Origin of the sequence: Sphingobium sp. TKS (genome assembly GCF_001563265.1) — a bacterium.
Taxonomy (GTDB): Bacteria; Pseudomonadota; Alphaproteobacteria; order Sphingomonadales; family Sphingomonadaceae; genus Sphingobium.
Genome location: NZ_CP005083.1, coordinates 1,608,861 through 1,626,450, shown reverse-complemented (window position 1 = coordinate 1,626,450; position 17,590 = coordinate 1,608,861). Strand labels below are relative to the sequence as shown.

Sequence of the window (17,590 nt, the reverse complement as noted above, 5' to 3'; positions counted from 1 at the left end):
CCGGATGACACTATTGTGACGCTTTAATGACAATCGCAACGCCGGAAACGACGGTGCTTGCATTTCGCGCGGCCAGCGATAGCAACGGGCGCAGTTTCCGCATCCTGGACCCATGATGGCCAACAGCCCCCCTCCATCCGCCCCGGACGCCGATCCGGCCTGGATCGCCGCCCATCCCCGCGCCAGCGCGTCCCCAACCGCGATCTCACCCTGTTCATTCAGCGCAATTTCCTCTCGGCGGAGGAATGCGCGAAGCTGATCGAACGGATCGACGCTCACAGGCGCCCTTCCACTATCGCGGACGCCAATGGCGACGGATATTTCCGCACCAGCGAGACATGCGACCTGGACGCCGCCGATCCGTTCGTCGCGACGATCGACGCGAAACTGGCGGCCTTTGCAGGCATCGATCCCGCGCATGGCGAACCGATCCAGGGCCAGCGCTATGCCGTGGGCCAGGAATTCAAGGCGCATACCGACTATTTCGAACCAAAAGGCTCCGATTTCGAACGCTTTTGCACGGTCGCGGGCAACCGCACCTGGACGCTGATGGTCTATCTCAATGAACCGGCGGCAGGCGGCGCAACCCGCTTCGTCAAGATCGGCAAGACGGTGCAGCCCGAAACCGGCAAGCTGCTCGCCTGGAACAACCGGCTAGGTCCGGGCGAATATAATTCCGCCAGCATTCATCACGGCATGAAGGTCCGCAGCGGCGTCAAGCATGTCATCACCAAATGGTATCGCGAACGGCGCTGGACCTGAATTCAGCGCCAGAAACGCGGAGCCTCCACCAATTGCTCATGAGCGTCGGCCGCCTCGGCAATCAGCTTGCGCTTCTTCTTCGGCCGGGCCTGCATCCCGTGCTCGCCGTTCAGCCCATAATGCGCCAACAGCCCCGGCGCTGCGACCAGATCGTTCAGTTCGCCCAGACCTGTCTGCACCTCCTCCAACGCAGCGATGAACTTCGCCTGCCGCCGCCGCTGTCTCCTACCCGCGAATAGCCCGGCGAAAAATTCGGAGGCATATCGCAGCTTCTTCGCATCCTTGCGCACTTCATGACGCGCCTCGTCGGTCAGCTTCGCAAGATGCGCGCCCTGCTTCGCGATCCGCTTGTGCAGCCGCTGCAACCGGCGCGCGGCGAAGTCCACGGCCGGCTCAGCGCGCTCGCCCTCAGCCTGTCCCATCCCCAATGTCAGCCATTCGACCAGATCGATCAGCAACGTCCGCACCCGCGCCGATTCAAGCCATTGCCTGACCCGGCCATGCGCTTCTGTCCGCGCGGCATCCAGCCGGTCGCGCAGATCGCCCTCCTCCGCCCGATCCGCCAGGACATCCAGATTGCGCGCCTCGCCCAGCATGGCCGCCAACCATTTCAACTCGCCCTGAAAGCGCGCAACGTCCGCCTCCTCCAGCATCGGCCTGAACAGCCAAAGGGCCGACCGCAGACGCCGGACCGCCACCCGCGCCTGATGCAGCGCCCTGGCGTCATAATGATCGAGCAGCAGCGCCTCGTTCAGCCGATAATGGCGCAGACAGCTTCCGGCGATCCGTGAAAATGCCTCCTCCGCCGTCATCGATGGGTCCAGCGCCACCGGCTCCGCCTTGACGGAGGCGGCGACCGCATCGCGCAGCCGATATCCTCTTTCGGCCTTGGTCAGCACGCCGGGCCGCACCGGAATTTCGGCATCGATCCGCCGCGCCAGGAGGAAGAGGGCATCCGGCGCGCCCGATTTCAATTCCAGCTCGACCTCACAAATCGCCGCCTGCCGGTCCCCCGCGCTGGCCTGCCCCCGGTCGAGCACCAGTTCGATGACAGCCCCATCCTGCTCGACGATCCATCTGCGCCGTTCGACATCGACATGAAAGGCCGGTTCGATGGCATGCACTGCCTCCCCCAGCAGCGCGGCGACCGGCGTGCGCGCATCCAGAACGGGCACGTCGTCCGCGACCGGCATTTCCCACTCCGCTCGGGCGAACAACCCCGCCCCGCCTTTCCCGTCATCCTTGACCGTCTGGACCCGTGCACCGTCCGCCCGCCGGATGCGAAGGCTCATCCCACGCCCCGCCAGATCCCGATCGGCTGTGTCGAAATAGATCGCGTGCAAATGCGCCACGTCGCTGTCCGCCGGAAGAAAAGCCAACAGTCCGAACGCGTCCGCCGCGTCAGGCGCCAGTTCCAGCTTCAGTTCGACTTCCCGTTTCACGCGCCGCCGCCTCCGCGCACTCCATGGTCATGACCGATGGAGCGGAGCCTTTACCATGAACCGGTTGCGCAGGCGAATCGTTCCAGAATCAGAACGGCCGACCCGCCAGACGCGGATCGGCCGTTCGATGCCTTGGGAGCGAAGTAAGAACTACGCCTAGAAAGCGACCGTCAGTGAGGCGGCTATGGTCGTGCCGATCTTATACCGGTTATAGAACACCTTGTTGCCGTCCAGTTCCTGAAACTCCTGGAATTTCCGGCCGGTGATGTTGCGGGCCTCGAACTTGAACTCGCTGTTGATCCCGCCCGGCAGTTTCACCGCCTGACGCGCCACGAAATCAAGGGTCAGGCCCGGCTTTTCCTTGATGTCGGGCTGAAGGTTCGGCCCACGACTGGTCACGCGTGGGCTGGCATAGGTCAGCAACAGCGTCTGCTGCGACAGCCTGTCGGTATCCTCCAGACCGATCTGGAAGTTCACCAGATGATCCGACTGCCCGGTCAGCGGCACGCCATCCTGGAAATAGTCCGATGCCGCCGGTAGCGCGCCGGTGGTGTAGCTATAGGGAATGGTGGTGTCGCCGTCGCTGACCTTCAGCTTCGACTGGGTATAGGTATAGTTGCCGATCAGCACGATCCGGCGGCTCTGGAAGAAGGCGGCATCCGACCAGCCGTCCAGCGGCAGATATTTCTGCGCCTCGATCTCCGCGCCATACAGTGTCGCTTCGGGCGCATTGGCGAAGCTGGTGGTCACGTCATATTTGTCGTTGATCGTGGTGTAGGTTTCGATCGGATTGTCGATCTTCTTCCAGAAACCCGCCAGCGTCAGCCGCTCGTCGCGCCCCATATACCATTCGGCCCGCGCTTCGGCATTCCACAATATGCTGTCCTGCAGGAACGGGTTGCCGCGATAGAAGCGGTTGGATTCCGTGTCGATATAGGGTTGCGCGATCAGTTCGCGGAACTGCGGGCGGGCGATGGTCTTCGACCCGCTGATGCGGAACTGAAGACCCTTGGCCGCTTCGAACGTCACTGTCGCGGCGGGCAGCCAGTAGCTCTTGTCGATCTTGTTCACCGGCGTCACGCCCGTATTGTAGACGTCGATGCCCGTGACCGACTGCTTGCCCTTTTCATAGCGCACACCCGCATCAACGGTGACGCCCGGCACCAGCTCCGCCTTCACCTGGCCATAGCCGGCATGAACGCGCAGCGCGGCGTCATAGACCGGATAATTGCCCGAGAAATCGAGCAGCGTCATATCGTAAAGCTGGATCGCGGCGTCCGACAGAAGATAGTCGGGCCGCATCTGCTGCGCCCCGATCGGCAGGTTGGTCGCATCGAAATGCAGTTCATAGCGGGACGAACTGCGCTTCGTATCGCTAAAGGCATAGCCCGCCGTCAGCGTCAAGGCAGGCGAGAATTTGTAGCTGAGGTCAGCGCCCGCCGACCACAGATCCTCGGTCAGATCGCTGAAGGTGATCGACGCGTCGCCCCGCTGGCGGTTGAGCGCGTTGATGAAGCGATCCCCCACCGGATCGATGGCAAGGGGGCGGTTGGTCCGCACATATTCGAACTCGCGCTCATAGGGCGCCTCGCGCTGCGAATTGGCATAGCCGCCGCGCATGTCCAGGCTCAGGGCATCGCCCAGCTTGAACTCACCGACCAACTGCGTGTCGATCAACTGCCGTTCATACCAGGCGGTGTTCTGCTTCATATAATCCGCGCCCTCGATCTCGCCATTATTCTGGCCGAGCGAAAGCGCGCCGCGCTTCAGCGTGTCGCGGATATAGACATTGGTCCAGCGAATCTTCTGCTCGCCCAGTTCCAGCCCGACGCCGAACAGCGCGTTTACGGTGATCTCATTGTCCGTGTTGACCTGCGTGCCGGTCTTGCCGGGCGCCTGGCTGAGGTCGGTCGATGCTTGCTGGAGCGTTTCGCGCGTCCGCCACTTGTTGCTGTAGGAGGCGGTCAGCAACAAGCCCATGCGCCCGTCGCTGCCAACGTCGAAGGAGGTGCCGCCGTTCAGCGACCCGGAGAAATTGAACGGCAGGCTGTTGGTCCGCTGCAACACGGAGGTCTTGGCGTTCAGGAACTGCATCGAGATCGCCTGCAGGTCGCCACGCGGAATGTTCGAGAAGGGCACGCCGCTCTTGAACGCCTCCGCCAGCAGCGGCGGCACGTCGCGGGAACTGTCGTCGAAGCCGGTCCAGTCCGACTTGGCGCCATAATAGGTATAGCCGAGCTGACCCGACGTCTCCGTATTGGCCGAGCTGCCGACGCTCAGTTCCAGATAGCTCTCTACCGGAATCGCCTTGGTGGTGAGGTTGATGACGCCGCCGCCGAATTCGCCGGGGAAGTTGGCCGAATAGCTCTTCTGCACCAGGGTCGAGGCGATGACGCTGGTCGGGAAGATGTCGAGCGGCACGACACGCTTCAGCGGTTCGGGGCTGGGCAGCGGCGAACCGTTGAGCAGCGCCAGCGAATAGCGGTCGCCAAGGCCGCGCACATAGACATAGCCGCCCGACACGACCGAAAGGCCGGTCACGCGCTGGAGCGAACCAGCGATATCGCCCTCGCCCGTGCGCTTGATGTCGGCGGCGGACAGCACGTTCACCACCTGCGGCGCTGCCTGCGACACATTGCTGGTGCGGCGGCCGGTGACGATGATGTCGGAACCGGGGATGGAAACGTCGATCCGGCCGGCCTGCGCATCTTCTTCCTCGGATTGCGTGGGCGTGCCGGAGGTGACAGGCGGCGTGGGCGCAGCGTTCTGGGCCATGGCCGCAGGCGCGACCAGCGCGGTGGAAATCAGGAGCAGGCGCGCCATGTTCAGCGGCTGTGACATGAAAATGTCCCCCAAAGGAAATTCAGTGCAAAGAAGGCGGGGAAGCGCCGGATGCACGCTTCCCCGCCCCTGTTGAGGTCAGGAACCGATCAGGTGGTCGGAATGGCCGTGCAGTTCTTGCTGGTGCTGCCGAAGCTCGCCGTCACCGAGTTGCAGGTCCAGCCGGCATACCAGGTGTCGTTGCTGTCCTTCACCGCGCCAATATAGTTGGTGGTGGTGAAGTTGCTGTCGATCGTCTTGGGGTCGATCGCGGTGCGGGCGGTTTCGGTCGCGCCGTTGATGAACAGGCTGGTCAGCGACGGCGTGTAGCTGAAGCTGCTGTTCGGATCGGTCGTGAAGATCGACTGGACCAGCGCCACGTCCGCGCCGCCGGTGCCCTTGAACGGCGTGGCGTTGCACTGCATCACCACCGACAGGTAGCGCGGCTTGCCGGCGTCCTGCAGCGCCGGATCGGCATCCCGCACGGTCGACGCGCTGTTGATGCGCAGGCAGCTCTGGTCGGGGCTGACGATGATGCCGTTCACCATGGCGAGGTCGGCGCCGCCGCGCAGCATCATGGCCGCGCCATCGTCGCCGGTGTTCGACCGCTGGATATGGGTGAAGTTGGCCACCTTCAGATATTGGCGGGGCAACGCGTCCTCGCTCGCATTGCTGGCCGCGCCGGCAATCGGGTTGGAGTCCGTCTCGGTGAAGGTGTCACCGATATTGGCGTTGGCGCGCTGGATCGAGATGATGAACTGAGCCGTACCGCGGAAGCCCACGTCGGTGTCGAGATTGTCGTCCTCGTTGCCGGTCAGAACCAGATATTTCATATGGGTCGAACCGCCGAAGACCTCGATACCGTCGTCGGAGCTGTTGTGGACCTGGATATGGTCGATCTGCGTGCCGGTGCCGACGCCCGAGGGGGTCAGACCCTGCAATTCCTTGCCGTTCGCCAGCACGAAGCCGGAATAGCGGATCTGGATATAGCTCAGGCGGCCGGAGTTGTCGGCATCGTCCGCGCCGCCGAAAATGGCGTTGCTGGTGCCTTCGGTGTCACGTGTACAGGCGGTGGTGCCCGGCGCGGCGGCCGGTGCGTCGCAATCGGTGATCTTCGCGCGGCCGAGCAGCACGATGCCGCCCCACTGGCCCGACGACTGGTCGGTCGCGGCGCCGGTCACGTTTTCGCGGCTGGTGAAGACGATCGGGCTGGCGGCGGTGCCGACGGCGTTGATCTTGTTGCCGCGATTGACCGCCAGATAGGCGTTGCCGGTGCTGGCGAAGACCACGACGCCCGGATCGATCGACAGGGTGACGTTGGTGCCGGTGCTCGCGGCGCCCTGGTCAGTACCGACATCGACGCGGCCGGGCAGCGAGTAGATAACGCCCGTGGTCTTGGCGATCGCCGTCGTGCTGTTGAAGCGGGCCGGGAAGCCGCAGTTCCGCCAGGTGTTGCTGCCATCGGTGATGGTGCCCAGATCCTGCAACTGGTCGGAACCGGCGATCGTCGGGCAACCCGAAGCCGGCGTCACCGCCGTCGGTGTAGGCGTCGGCGTGGGGGTCGGAGTCGGCGTGGGGGTGGGCGTCGGCAGGACGATCGTGCCCTCACCGGGCGAAGCGATGTCGTCGGCGCCGCAAGCGCTCAGCGCCGCGCAGGCGCAGCCCGCCATCAGGATCGTTTGAAAACGGTTAATCTTGGCCATGTCGTCTCCGCTCCGGCCCAGGCCGGCTTGTGATGGGATGCGGAGCGCAAGGGGAACTCGAATCGGACAACGCCCCCTGTCGCCCTCAGAGGGGGCAGCTAGGACGCGCGCATGACAGCATGATTTTGATTTAGTGACGAAATGGCGTCTTTAAAATGACAGTTTAAAGACAGTTATTTCATTTTTGCGACAGAGCATGGCGCGTAACATAAAGCAGGGGCGCCACCCCTATGCTGGGATGACGCCCCCTCTCCCTGCACCCAGGGCTTCGCCATGCAGTTTCAGCGCATGGCGTATTGCGCTTCCAGACGGCCCATCGCCCGCCGCGCGATATCCCGCGAGGAGGACTCATTGCCATCGGCCGTGACCAGCAGTGAATCCGGCGCGAAACGGGCCGCCTTATAGGCCGCGCGCGCTGCCTTCATCTTGCCCATGCCGGCATAGGCGTTACCCAGATTGATAAGCCGCGCGGGATCGTTGGCTGCGTCGGGACGCACGACTGCCAACCGCTGCGCAGCATGGGCATAATCGCCCGATACCAGAGCGCCCGCGGCCAAGTGGCCATCAGGCACCCCAACGACGACCACCTCGTCAGGTGCCGCGAAAGCCACGGCCGGCGAAAACGCAAGCAGCGCCAGACCGAAAGTCGCAGCCACCATCTTCATCCCGATTCTCCCAAAAAAACTTTCTATAATAGCGATGAGTATTTCACTTTGATGACATGGGGACAAGATACGAACAAAGGCTAAAAAAGGATTTTTACTTATTTTAAAACAATGACTTACAAATTTTACGCAATAGTGTCATAAAAATGTAATCGAATGAACAGGTTATCCGATGCTCGATTCGAATCGCAAAAAGGGCGCATGAGGCCCATTGAGCGCCCGCGCCGCGAAATCCGAACAATGTCTGAAGGTCCGGAGGGTTCTGTTGCCCGGCCCCTCCGGAGGCCGCTGAATTCCCTTCTGTTGCCCGGTGGGTTCAACCGCGTTCTTTTTGAGTAATGTCCGGCCGTGAGGCCATCAATTACGCAGCAAGAGCAAGAGCCTCGTTATCGTTGGCACTTACGTGTTTTGAACCTTTTTACGGCGTACTCAGGCCGGGTGAAAATATCGCTTTTCAACACACGTCGATCCTAGTTCGGCCCCGTCAAACACCCCGCGCAAAGCCGGGATATGTGGTGGAGCCGCCGGGTACCGCCCCCGGGTCCGCTGCGCCTATTGCACGACACGATTTATCACCATAGCCGGGCGAACCCGGCACGGGCCTATATGGAGAGGCGCGGACGGTTTATCAAGCCGTCGCAGATCAGGAGGATGAAGGCATGTGCATCATGGCAATGGCGTGGAAAGCACATCCGCGCTGGCGGCTGATCCTGATCGGCAATCGCGACGAACTGCACGCCCGTCCCGCCGCACCGCTCGCCCGCTGGGAGCCGCCGAACCATCTGATCGCGGGCCGCGACCTGCTTTCGGGTGGAACCTGGCTGGGCGTGTCGGAGCAAGGCCGCGCCGCTATCGTCACCAATTTGCGCGGCTATGGCGACCCCCGCCCCGATCGCGCCTCTCGCGGCGCGCTGGTGACGGATCTTCTGGCAGGCCGCGAAGCTGTTGCGCTGGAGGATTTCAATCCCTTCAACCTCATCCTGCTCGACCGGAATCGGGCCCATTTCCTTACCAATCGCCCCGCCCCCTTGCGGACTGAACTCACCCCCGGCCTCTACGGCCTCTCCAACGGCACGCTCGACGCGCCCTGGCCCAAGACGCTGGCGCTTAAATCGGCCCTGCTCGACTGGTTGATGGCTGAGGCCGTTGATCCCCTGACGCTGTTCGATGCCCTCCGCCTGGAAAGCCTGCCCCACGCGGGTATCGCTCCCGACAGCCCCTCCGACGTTCCCGCCGAAGCCCTGATCTCCCCCATCTTCATCCGCAATCCGGCTTATGGCACCCTCTGCAGCACGATCATCGCTATCGACGCGCAAGGCCATGGAACCATCACCGAACGCCGCTTCGATCCGGAGGGTACGCAAACGGGAGAGAGCAGCTTCCCCTTCGCATGGCCTGCGGCGGAGAAATAACGACAACCGACCATTTCACGCCGAAGTTCACGGTGTACGCGCGCGCGTGCCTGCGCGCGCGTATGCGTGGTCACGCGATATGTCGGACGTTTCAAAGAGGGATGCCGGATAGACCCGTTGGCGCGGAATAGGACAGGTGCAATCCTGCCCCGTCGGCGGAATAGGATGTTTTTTTTGGATTCCGTAGCCATTGGGCAACGCATGATCCTTAGCCAGTCCTCCACGTTCAGGATCGGATGATGGGAAGGAGGGTCTGAAAATGGCCAATAGGGGACTATCTGCTTCCGTCATTCCCGCGAAGGTGGGAATCCATCTCCCAACGTGGCATCAAGCGGTTAGTTCAAGAGATGGATTCCCGCCTTCGCGGGAATGACGACTATGGTAAGGGCCGAAATCCACCCAAAAGCAGCCGCTATTCTAACGCCATTTCTTGTCCTTTGCCGCCTTCTCCTGCGCGGCGTCGAGCGGGGCGCCATCGATCAACGCATCGACCGTCGCCATGATACGCGCATCGCCCGAGGATGCCTGACGATAGGCCGTCTGCTGCCCAGCACCCGGCACAAGTTGTTGCACTTGCCAGCCTTCCCCCTCGCGACAGGCGACGCCCGAAACTGCCTGCCCTTCGAAGCTGCGGCACCAGCCGCCCCCCTTGCGCCGGAAGCTGAGACCGATGTGGATCGGCGCGTCCTCCTGCGCGGAAGCGAGTTGGGTTTCGAGCGCTGACGCCAGTTCGCCCCTGGCGACCATGGCGCCCTTCTCGACCGCGACCGGCCCTTCGGGCCCGCCCGACAAATGCCCAATTCCCAGACCCAGCAGGAGGCTCGCGGCAATGGCGCCGCCTGTTCCCCAATGACGCCAGCGCGGGGCCGTAGGACGAACGAGCGGGACGACCTTCTCATTCCCCTCCAGCAGCGCTCGCAGTCCGGCAGGCACCGGCTCCGCCTCCACCGGGGCATAATGGCCCGACAGCCGCTCCCGCAAGCGACGGTGCATCTCCAGCCGCTCGGCCAGGGCCGGATCCTCCGCCACGGCGCGATCGACGCGCCGCCGCGTGACTTCGTCCAGTTCGCCATCGACCCAGGCGATCAACATGGCTTCATCGATGTCGGTCATGCCGCTTCCCCCAGCAGTTCGATCAGCGCCCCGCGCCCACGCACCAGCCGCGACGTCAGCGTCCCCATGGGAACGCCCAGCACATCAGCCGCTTCCTTGTAGGACAGCCCCTCGACCAGCACGAGCGCGATCGCCTCCCGCTGCTCGTCGGGCAAGGCATGCATGGCGCGATCCACATCGGACAGCATGACATGCGCCTCCATATCGCGGTCACCCGCATGGCCGACATGCTCTCCCGCTTCTTCCGGCGCGAAAGTCCGGGCGGCGCGCTGGCGCGAGCGGCCCTCATCGATCCAGAGATTGCGCATGATCCGATACATCCAGCTATCCAGTCTCGTCCCCGGCTGCCATTGATCGCGTGCCTTGAGCGCCTTTTCCAGCGCCGCCTGACAGAGATCGTCCGCATCGGCGCGGTCCCGCGACAGGCTGGCGGCAAAGCGCCGCAGCCGGGGCAGGATCGCCAACAGATCGCTTTCGAACGACATCCGGTCTCCATTTCTGTCCGTCAGGGATGAAACGAGCGTCGCCCGCCGTTTCATCCCTGAAGATGGATCTTGTATCGGAAATTTTTTCGCGATGAATCATTTTGAGAGCGAAAGGACGGGACGCGCCGGTGGTAGAGAGGTCGAGATGAAATTCGCACGACCATGGATCGTCGCCGGTCTACTGCTGACCGCGCCCGGCGCACAGGCTCAATTGCTCTCTTCCTCCGGCAACGCGCTGGGGCAGGTGGGCGGCATCGTGCCCAATGTGCTGAACCGGGTGGAAGGAACGCTGGACCAGTCCGGCCTGGACCGGCTGTCGCCTGCTCGTCTGGCAGACCGGCTGGTGGCGGTGCGAGCGGCGCGGATCGATGATCTGCTGCGGCGACATGCGGACTCGGTGGAACTGGACGACCGGCGCGAACCGGCACGGCGGGGCGTCATATTGCTGACCGGCGCGGGAGTGAAAAGCATCGAGGCGCTGCGCACAGCGGGCTATGGGGTCGAAAATGCGGCGATTGAGGGGCTCGACCTCAGCATTGCCCGCCTGATCGTGCCGCAGGGCCGCAGCCTGTCCCGCGCATTGAAACAGGTGCGGTCGATCGCCCCCGAAGCGCAGGCCAGCGCCGACAATCTCTATTTCCCCAGCGGTCCCTCGATCGGAATGACGGCTCCCGCGCTTGCGGAAGCTGGTCCGGTGCGGGGCAAGGCAGCGGGACTGATCGATGGAGGCGTAGCGCGCCACCCGGCGCTAAGCGGCCCGGTCGAGCAACAGGGCTTTGCCCGTGGCGCTCCCCGCGCCAGCTCCCATGGGACAGCGGTGGCGTCGCTCATCAGCGGGGCGGGCAGCGTGCGCGGCGCAGCGCCTGGCGTGCCGCTGCTGGTGGCCGATGTCTATGGCGACGATCCGGCTGGCGGCGGCGCCTTTGCGATAGCGCGGGCGCTCGGATGGATGGCGGCGCGTGGGGCCAGCGTGGTGACGGTCAGTCTGGTGGGGCCGGATAATCCGCTGCTGGCGGGCGCGATCCGTCTGGCGCGGGACAAGGGCGTGACCGTGGTCGCGGCGGTCGGCAATGACGGACCGGCGGCCCCTCCCGCCTATCCCGCCTCCTATCCCGACGTGATCGCCGTCACCGGCATTGACGGGCGCGGGCGCGTCCTGCCCGAAGCCGGGCGAGCGCGCCATGTCGATTTCGCCGCGCCGGGAGCGGACATGAATGCGGCGCGTCCCGATGGCGGCAAAGGCAGGGTGCGGGGCACCTCCTTCGCGGCGCCGCTGGTGGCAGGGCGGCTGTTCGCCACCGGCAGCGTTCGCGCCCTGCGCTCGGAAGCGAAGAGCGGCGCAGGGCCAGCGGTCATTTGCAGCGAATGCAGAAATATTGATTGAATTTCAATGTTTTGCAAAATTCTTTCGGCGGATTGGGATTAAATTGAATCGCCCTTCCGTTGTCCTTTCATCGGATCGACAACGAACAAGGAGACGATCGATGAAAGTCAAATTCCTACTCGCTACCGCCGCTCTTGCCGCCCTGACGGCGGCGCCCGCCTCGGCCCAATTGCTGGGCGGCGGGGGTGGCGGCGCGCTCGGCGGCGGCCTTGGCGGTGCGCTGGGTGGTGTCGGCGGATCGCTGGGCGGCACGCTTGGCGGTTCGGGCGGCATCGGCCTCGACCGCAGCATCGACCTGGAAAATGGCCGCGTGGGCGCCAGCGGTTCGGGTCATGGCAGCGGCAGCGGTTCCGCCACGGGATCGGTCAGCCGTCATGGCAAGAGCCATAGCGGCAGCGCGTCCGGCTCCGCGAGCGGATCGGCCGGCGGCAGTCTGACCGCCGATACGCTGGGCACCAGCGACGTCAGCAACGCCGTGGGCGGCGTGCGCGATCAGGCCGGCAGCACGGCGGGCGCAGCGAGGGAACGCACCGCCAGCGCCGTCGCCAACACCCGCGCCCGTGCGGACTCCACGGTCAGCGCGACCCATGATCGGGCCGCCAACGCAGCCGGCAGCACGGCCGGGACTGCAAGCGGCATCGCGAACACCGCCAATGGAGCAGCCTCGATCGATGCCGCTGGGCAGCTTTCGGGCAGTGGCCAGGCGTCGGGCCAAGCTTCAGGATCGCACGGTTCTTCCACGTCGGATCAAGCGGACCAATAACATCCCGACGGGGCGGCCCCACAGCCGGCTTTCAGCCACCCCCCTTCCGCCCCACCGCTCGATCCAAAGGCCGGTCCTCCCATCGGGATGGCCGGCCTTTTCCTGTCAGATCGGGCCGAAACGGCCTGTCAATTGGGTTGTCATCATCCAACTTTCCATTGCCCTGCAAAAGGGTTAAACCAAAGTTATAGGCATTCCGCCGGGCGACGGCCCGAACGGAATGAGGTCGCAATCGGGGTCGTCAGGACGCCAAGAAGGAAGAGTTGCGGGAGTTCATGCCCGATTCCGATCCGGAATTTCTGTCAAAGCGCCTGCATGACCGGCAGCGCCGGCTGCTGAAGGCGCGCATGCGCCATCCGCGTCACGGCGAAATCGACATATTGGTCCGCGACGTTTCGGAACTGGGCATCGGCGGACGATGCGAGTTGGAACTGGCCCTGGACGACAGCGTGATCATCGAACTGCCCGATTGCGCGCCTGCGGAGGGCAGGATCGTCTGGCGCAAGGGTCAGGCCTTCGGCGTACATCTCAACGCTTCGATCAATCCCGCAAGCGTAAAAAGCCCCGCCCCGGCCGACAAGCCGGTTGAGACATCCTATCGGGTTCCCGCAAACTTCCGACCCTCGGTCGACACGAAAAGGCCGGGTTTCAGAACCCGATTGCCGGGCCTGGACACCCGCTTCAAATGGGATTGACCCCATTTTGAGGCGGTAAATAGAAAAGGCCGCCGATCCTTTGCGGATCGGCGGCCTTTTCTGTTTCCGGGACGAATGTGGGATGCGTCAGGCGACCTTGGTGGCGAACTCTTCCGCCTCGTCCGGATCGCGCAGCACATAGCCGCGGCCCCAGACGGTCTCGATATAATTTTCGCCATTGCAGGCCAGCGCCAGCTTCTTGCGCAGCTTGCAGATGAAGACATCGATGATCTTGAGTTCAGGTTCGTCCATGCCGCCATAGAGGTGGTTCAGGAACATTTCCTTGGTCAGCGTCGTGCCCTTGCGGAGCGAGAGCAGCTCCAGCATCGCATATTCCTTGCCGGTCAGGTGAACGCGGTTGCCGTCCACTTCCACGGTCTTGGCGTCCAGATTCACCGCCAGCTTGCCAGTGCGGATGACGGACTGCGAATGGCCCTTCGACCGGCGCACCACGGCATGGATGCGGGCGATCAGTTCCTCGCGGTGGAACGGCTTGGTCACATAATCGTCGGCGCCGAAACCGAAGGAACGGACCTTGCTGTCCATCTCCGCCACGCCGGACAGGATCAGCACCGGCGTCTGCACCTTGGCCGCGCGGAGCTTCTTGAGCACGTCATAGCCGTGCATGTCCGGCAGGTTCAGGTCCAGGCAGATGATGTCGTAGTCATAGAGCTTGCCGAGGTCGAGACCCTCTTCGCCAAGGTCGGTCGTGTAGACGTTGAACCCCTCGGTCGTGAGCATCAGCTCAATCGCCTTGGCGGTCGTCGGTTCGTCTTCGATTAGCAGCACGCGCATGTGAAGCCCCTTTGCGTAGCAGTCCCGTTCACCCCCAGAGAACGGCAGCCGCTCCAATTCATTAACCAAAAAACTTCTGAAGGACAAAGGTTAATTTTTCGCTAACCGGCAGAAATCCACGAGTCGCGCGATTTTGAATCAGTTTGCAATGTTTTGAGGTCGAAATGATTCAGATAGAGTCAATATAGATTCGTCTTCGAAACGAGCCTTCAACAGCCATGATGGCGGGTCAGGAAGTCGAGCACGGCGTCGACCCGCGCGGGCCGCAGTCGCGACGGCGGCGTGACCAGATGAATGCCCAAGAGCGGCGGCCGCCAATCCACCAGAATCTCTTCCAGTTCGCCTGACGCCATCGCTTCGCCGACGATGAAGTCGGGCAGCCGGGCAATGCCAACGCCAGCGCGCAAGGCGGGCAGCATCGCCTCTCCGCTGTTAACCGTGATGCGGGCGCGGACCTGCACCACGACATTCTGCTGGCCGGGGCCAGAAAAGCGCCAGACATCGGGCGTCGGCGTATTGGAATAGCACAGGCAGTCATGGCCGCCGAGGTCCGACGGGTGAGTCGGGCGCCCCCGCTCCGCCAGATAGGCTGGCGAAGCGACGGCATGCACTTTGACATCCGCTAGCCGCCGGGCGCGGAGCGAACTGTCGGGCATGTCGGCAATCCGGATGGTGGCGTCCAGCCCCATTTCCACCAGGTCGATTTGCGCATCGGACAGGTGCAGATCAATGTCCACCTGCGGATTCTGCTTGGTGAATTCCGCGATCAGCGGCGCAACGCGGAGCAGGCCGAAGGTCATCGGCGCGCCCAGACGAACCGTGCCGGAAAGTTCCGCCGTTTCATCCCGCGCCGCCTCCTCCGCCGCCTGTCCTTCGGAGAGGATGCGCGCGGCATGATCCGCCAGCCGCTTGCCGCTTTCGGTCAGGGCAAGGCGGCGGCTGGTGCGGCTGAACAGGCTGGTGTCGAGATGCTGCTCCAGCCGGGACACGGCCTTGGACACGGTAGCCTTGGAAACGCTCAGCGCCTTGGCGGCGTCGGTGAAGCTGCGATGCTCGACCACGGCGGCGAACATCGCCCAGGCCTCGAAATCGGGAAGACGCATAAGGAAACAATCCGTTTCAATGCTGCTTATTCAAGAAACGATCCTGATCGCTAGATTATCGGAAAGCAAGCCGGAAGCGCCCGTTTGGGAAGCGGACGGCAAGATATTAGAAAGGCAAGCATATGAGCACGACAGTCGGGAGCCGCATCGAGCGCCGCCCCTTCGCCTCGCTCGGCCATGCCGACCATGGCTGGCTGAATGCGCGGCATCATTTTTCCTTCGCGGACTATCATGATCCCGCCCGCATGCACTGGGGCGCGATCCGGGTATGGAACGACGATGAAATCGGCCCGCGGTCCGGCTTTCCGCCGCATCCCCATGCGGACATGGAAATCATCACCTATGTCCGCAAGGGCGCGATCACCCATCAGGACAGCCTGGGCAACAAGGGCCGTACCGAAGCGGGCGACGTCCAGGTGATGAGCGCGGGGACCGGCATCCGCCATGCCGAATATAATCTGGAGGACGAGACGACGACGCTCTTCCAGATCTGGGTCATTCCGCGCAGCCGGGGCGGCCAGCCGAGCTGGGGCGCCAAGCCTTTCCCCAAGGGCGACCGGTCCGGCAAGCTGGTGGTGCTGGCCAGCGGCCATGACGACGACAAGGAAGCGCTGCGAATCCGCGCCAACGCCCGCCTGCTGGGCGGCACCGTCAAGGCGGGCGATAGCGTGACCTATGAGAGTGGCGAAGGGCGTCACCTCTATCTGGTCCCCGCAACGGGCCGGATCGAGATCGAAGGCCAGATTTTCGAGGCGCGGGATGGCGCCGCGATCATCGGCGGCGCGCCCATCACCATCAAGGCGATCGAGGACGCCGAAATCGTCCTGGTCGACAGCGAATAGGCTCCTCCCCCCCGGGGCCAAGGCCACCCGCGCAATCCCCCCTCCCCGCGCGGGCGGCCAAATTTTTTCGAAACCTTTTTACGATCAATACGTTAACGCGATTGGAGACACTCATGGCTAAGGTTCTGGTTCTCTATTACTCCTCCTACGGCCACATCGAGACGATGGCGAAGGCCGTGGCGGAAGGCGCCGCCGCCGCTGGCGCGCAAGTCGATATCAAGCGCGTCCCCGAAACGGCGCCGCTGGAAGTCGCGCAGGCCGCGCATTTCAAGCTGGACCAGGAAGCGCCGGTCGCGACCGTCGCGGATCTGGCGGATTATGACGCGATCATCATCGGCACCGGCACCCGCTTTGGCCGCATGTCGAGCCAGATGGCGGCTTTTCTGGACCAGGCCGGCGGCCTCTGGGTACGCGGCGCGCTGAACGGCAAGGTCGGCGGAGCCTTCACCTCAACCGCCAGCCAGCATGGCGGACAGGAAACCACCTTATTCTCGATCATCACCAACCTGCTGCATTTCGGCATGGTGATCGTCGGCCTCGACTATGGCTTTGCCGGGCAGATGGGCGTCGACAAGGTCCGTGGTGGATCGCCCTATGGCGCGACCACGCTGGCGGACAGCGACGGCAGCCGCCAACCGGGCGAGGAAGAATTGGAAGGCGCGCGCTATCAGGGCCGCCGCATCGCGGAAACGGCGCTGAAGCTGCACGGCTAAGACAGCCGAACGGAAAATGCATTGCTGCGCCGTCTAAGCGGTGCAGTCGTTGAGAGCCTTGGGTCGCCAGGCATCAACGCAAGCGGGGGAGCCGGCGCATGGACTGCGCGCCGGCTCCCTTTCTTTTTTGCCTCAAGCCAAATAGGCGAACGGGCAAATCCCACGCCCCACCCCCACTTCCCCAACTCCCAATCCCGCGCTAAAGCTTCCCCATGATCCTCGTCATCGACAATTACGACAGCTTCACCTGGAACCTGGTCCATTACCTCATGGAACTGGGCGCGCAGGTGGAGGTCGTCCGCAACGACGCCATTTCCGCCGGTCAGGCGCTCTCCACCGGCGCACAGGCCTTCCTGCTGTCGCCCGGCCCCTGCACCCCCAATGAGGCGGGCGTCAGCCTTGATCTCGTCGCCGCCTGCGCGGACGCGGGCGCGCCTTTGCTGGGCGTATGCCTTGGCCACCAGTCGATCGGGCAGCATTTCGGCGGCAAGGTGGTGCGCGGCGGCCTGATGCATGGCAAGACCTCCCCCGTCAGCCATGACGGCACCGGGTTGTTCGAAGGGCTCCCCTCGCCCTTCACCGCGACCCGCTATCACTCGCTGATCGTCGAGGACATTCCCGACAGCCTGATCGTCAACGCCACCAGCGAAGACGGATCGGTCATGGGCTTCCGCCACCGCGACCTGCCGATCCATTCGGTCCAGTTCCACCCGGAAAGCATCGCCACCGAACATGGCCATGACATGCTGGCGAACTTCATGCGGATCGCGGGCATCCCGGTTCAGGAACGCGCCGCCGCGCTTTCATAGTGCCACCTGCGTCACCCTGAATGCCGCTCGCATAGTGAATTTCAGGCTTGCCCATCTCGACTCCGGCGCCATCCCATGATTAAG

General features: G+C 63.6%; 15 protein-coding genes, 1 other RNA gene and 1 pseudogene. 8 read left to right on the top strand and 9 right to left on the bottom strand.

Annotated features, from left to right (window positions below; genetic code table 11):
* Positions 1–26 precede the first annotated feature (26 nt).
* Positions 27–762, top strand: a pseudogene (locus K426_RS08200) (prolyl hydroxylase family protein).
* 2 nt (positions 763–764) lie between these two features.
* Here the strand turns inward: K426_RS08200 and K426_RS08195 are convergent.
* The 5 genes from K426_RS08195 to ssrA all read right to left on the bottom strand — a co-directional run bounded on the left by K426_RS08195 (position 765) and on the right by ssrA (position 8,028).
* Positions 765–2,204, bottom strand: coding sequence for a CYTH and CHAD domain-containing protein (locus K426_RS08195; RefSeq protein ID WP_066555841.1), 1,440 nt, complete (start codon positions 2,202–2,204; stop codon positions 765–767).
* A 156-nt stretch (positions 2,205–2,360) separates the two neighbouring features.
* Positions 2,361–5,045 (bottom strand): TonB-dependent receptor domain-containing protein, encoded by a 2,685-nt coding sequence (locus K426_RS08190; protein ID WP_066555839.1) that lies wholly within the window; start codon positions 5,043–5,045, stop codon positions 2,361–2,363.
* 89 nt (positions 5,046–5,134) lie between these two features.
* The gene (locus K426_RS08185; RefSeq protein WP_066555836.1) at positions 5,135–6,727 is read right to left on the bottom strand and encodes a hypothetical protein; all 1,593 of its coding nucleotides are present in this window, start codon (positions 6,725–6,727) and stop codon (positions 5,135–5,137) included.
* 281 nt (positions 6,728–7,008) lie between these two features.
* The gene (locus K426_RS08180) at positions 7,009–7,392 is read right to left on the bottom strand and encodes a hypothetical protein (protein ID WP_066555834.1); all 384 of its coding nucleotides are present in this window, start codon (positions 7,390–7,392) and stop codon (positions 7,009–7,011) included.
* Between the two features lie 289 nt (positions 7,393–7,681).
* Positions 7,682–8,028, bottom strand: a transfer-messenger RNA (tmRNA) gene (gene ssrA / locus K426_RS08175).
* Between the two features lie 23 nt (positions 8,029–8,051).
* Here ssrA and K426_RS08170 point away from each other — a divergent pair.
* Positions 8,052–8,804: an NRDE family protein gene (locus tag K426_RS08170; protein ID WP_066561534.1), complete on the top strand. Its 753-nt coding sequence runs from the start codon at positions 8,052–8,054 to the stop codon at positions 8,802–8,804.
* Between the two features lie 417 nt (positions 8,805–9,221).
* On the opposite strand, the gene K426_RS08165 is transcribed toward K426_RS08170, so the two are convergent.
* The gene (locus K426_RS08165; RefSeq protein WP_066555830.1) at positions 9,222–9,917 is read right to left on the bottom strand and encodes an anti-sigma factor family protein; all 696 of its coding nucleotides are present in this window, start codon (positions 9,915–9,917) and stop codon (positions 9,222–9,224) included.
* Positions 9,914–10,402: an RNA polymerase sigma factor gene (locus K426_RS08160; protein WP_066555825.1), complete on the bottom strand. Its 489-nt coding sequence runs from the start codon at positions 10,400–10,402 to the stop codon at positions 9,914–9,916. Before K426_RS08160 ends, K426_RS08165 begins: the two co-directional genes overlap by 4 nt.
* A 91-nt stretch (positions 10,403–10,493) precedes the next feature.
* On the opposite strand from K426_RS08160, the gene K426_RS08155 reads away from it, so the two are divergent.
* From K426_RS08155 to K426_RS08145, 3 genes are all read left to right on the top strand, one after another.
* Positions 10,494–11,786 carry a S8 family serine peptidase gene (locus K426_RS08155; RefSeq protein ID WP_066555823.1) on the top strand — a complete coding sequence of 431 codons (1,293 nt, stop codon included), beginning with the start codon at positions 10,494–10,496 and terminating at the stop codon, positions 11,784–11,786.
* Positions 11,787–11,886: 100 nt separating this feature from the next.
* Positions 11,887–12,549 carry a hypothetical protein gene (locus tag K426_RS08150; RefSeq protein ID WP_066555822.1) on the top strand — a complete coding sequence of 221 codons (663 nt, stop codon included), beginning with the start codon at positions 11,887–11,889 and terminating at the stop codon, positions 12,547–12,549.
* A gap of 275 nt (positions 12,550–12,824) precedes the next feature.
* Entirely contained in the window at positions 12,825–13,244 is a 420-nt protein-coding gene (locus K426_RS08145) for a hypothetical protein (protein ID WP_066561532.1), read from the top strand.
* Positions 13,245–13,331: 87 nt separating this feature from the next.
* On the opposite strand, the gene ctrA is transcribed toward K426_RS08145, so the two are convergent.
* Together ctrA and K426_RS08135 are read right to left on the bottom strand one after the other, a co-directional pair.
* Complete coding sequence (ctrA, locus tag K426_RS08140; RefSeq protein ID WP_007688543.1) at positions 13,332–14,039, bottom strand: response regulator transcription factor CtrA; 708 nt, start codon at positions 14,037–14,039, stop codon at positions 13,332–13,334.
* A gap of 209 nt (positions 14,040–14,248) precedes the next feature.
* Positions 14,249–15,142, bottom strand: coding sequence for a LysR family transcriptional regulator (locus tag K426_RS08135; RefSeq protein WP_066555821.1), 894 nt, complete (start codon positions 15,140–15,142; stop codon positions 14,249–14,251).
* Between the two features lie 122 nt (positions 15,143–15,264).
* On the opposite strand from K426_RS08135, the gene K426_RS08130 reads away from it, so the two are divergent.
* From K426_RS08130 to K426_RS08120, 3 genes are all read left to right on the top strand, one after another.
* A complete protein-coding gene (locus tag K426_RS08130) occupies positions 15,265–15,984 on the top strand; it encodes a pirin family protein (RefSeq protein ID WP_066555819.1) in 720 nt (239 codons plus the stop codon).
* Positions 15,985–16,097: 113 nt separating this feature from the next.
* Complete coding sequence (wrbA, locus tag K426_RS08125; protein ID WP_066555818.1) at positions 16,098–16,697, top strand: NAD(P)H:quinone oxidoreductase; 600 nt, start codon at positions 16,098–16,100, stop codon at positions 16,695–16,697.
* Positions 16,698–16,909: 212 nt separating this feature from the next.
* The gene (locus tag K426_RS08120) at positions 16,910–17,506 is read left to right on the top strand and encodes an anthranilate synthase component II (protein WP_066555816.1); all 597 of its coding nucleotides are present in this window, start codon (positions 16,910–16,912) and stop codon (positions 17,504–17,506) included.
* Positions 17,507–17,590 lie beyond the last annotated feature (84 nt).

Coding starts and splice junctions, on each gene's coding strand:
- K426_RS08185 (WP_066555836.1), bottom strand. CDS start 6,727: ATGGCCAAGATTAACCGTTTTCAAACGATCCTGATGGCGGGCTGCGCC.
- K426_RS08150 (WP_066555822.1), top strand. CDS start 11,887: ATGAAAGTCAAATTCCTACTCGCTACCGCCGCTCTTGCCGCCCTGACG.
- K426_RS08155 (WP_066555823.1), top strand. CDS start 10,494: ATGAATCATTTTGAGAGCGAAAGGACGGGACGCGCCGGTGGTAGAGAG.
- K426_RS08160 (WP_066555825.1), bottom strand. CDS start 10,402: ATGTCGTTCGAAAGCGATCTGTTGGCGATCCTGCCCCGGCTGCGGCGC.
- K426_RS08170 (WP_066561534.1), top strand. CDS start 8,052: ATGTGCATCATGGCAATGGCGTGGAAAGCACATCCGCGCTGGCGGCTG.
- K426_RS08135 (WP_066555821.1), bottom strand. CDS start 15,142: ATGCGTCTTCCCGATTTCGAGGCCTGGGCGATGTTCGCCGCCGTGGTC.
- ctrA (WP_007688543.1), bottom strand. CDS start 14,039: ATGCGCGTGCTGCTAATCGAAGACGAACCGACGACCGCCAAGGCGATT.
- K426_RS08180 (WP_066555834.1), bottom strand. CDS start 7,392: ATGAAGATGGTGGCTGCGACTTTCGGTCTGGCGCTGCTTGCGTTTTCG.
- wrbA (WP_066555818.1), top strand. CDS start 16,098: ATGGCTAAGGTTCTGGTTCTCTATTACTCCTCCTACGGCCACATCGAG.
- K426_RS08120 (WP_066555816.1), top strand. CDS start 16,910: ATGATCCTCGTCATCGACAATTACGACAGCTTCACCTGGAACCTGGTC.
- K426_RS08190 (WP_066555839.1), bottom strand. CDS start 5,045: ATGTCACAGCCGCTGAACATGGCGCGCCTGCTCCTGATTTCCACCGCG.
- K426_RS08165 (WP_066555830.1), bottom strand. CDS start 9,917: ATGACCGACATCGATGAAGCCATGTTGATCGCCTGGGTCGATGGCGAA.
- K426_RS08145 (WP_066561532.1), top strand. CDS start 12,825: ATGCCCGATTCCGATCCGGAATTTCTGTCAAAGCGCCTGCATGACCGG.
- K426_RS08130 (WP_066555819.1), top strand. CDS start 15,265: ATGAGCACGACAGTCGGGAGCCGCATCGAGCGCCGCCCCTTCGCCTCG.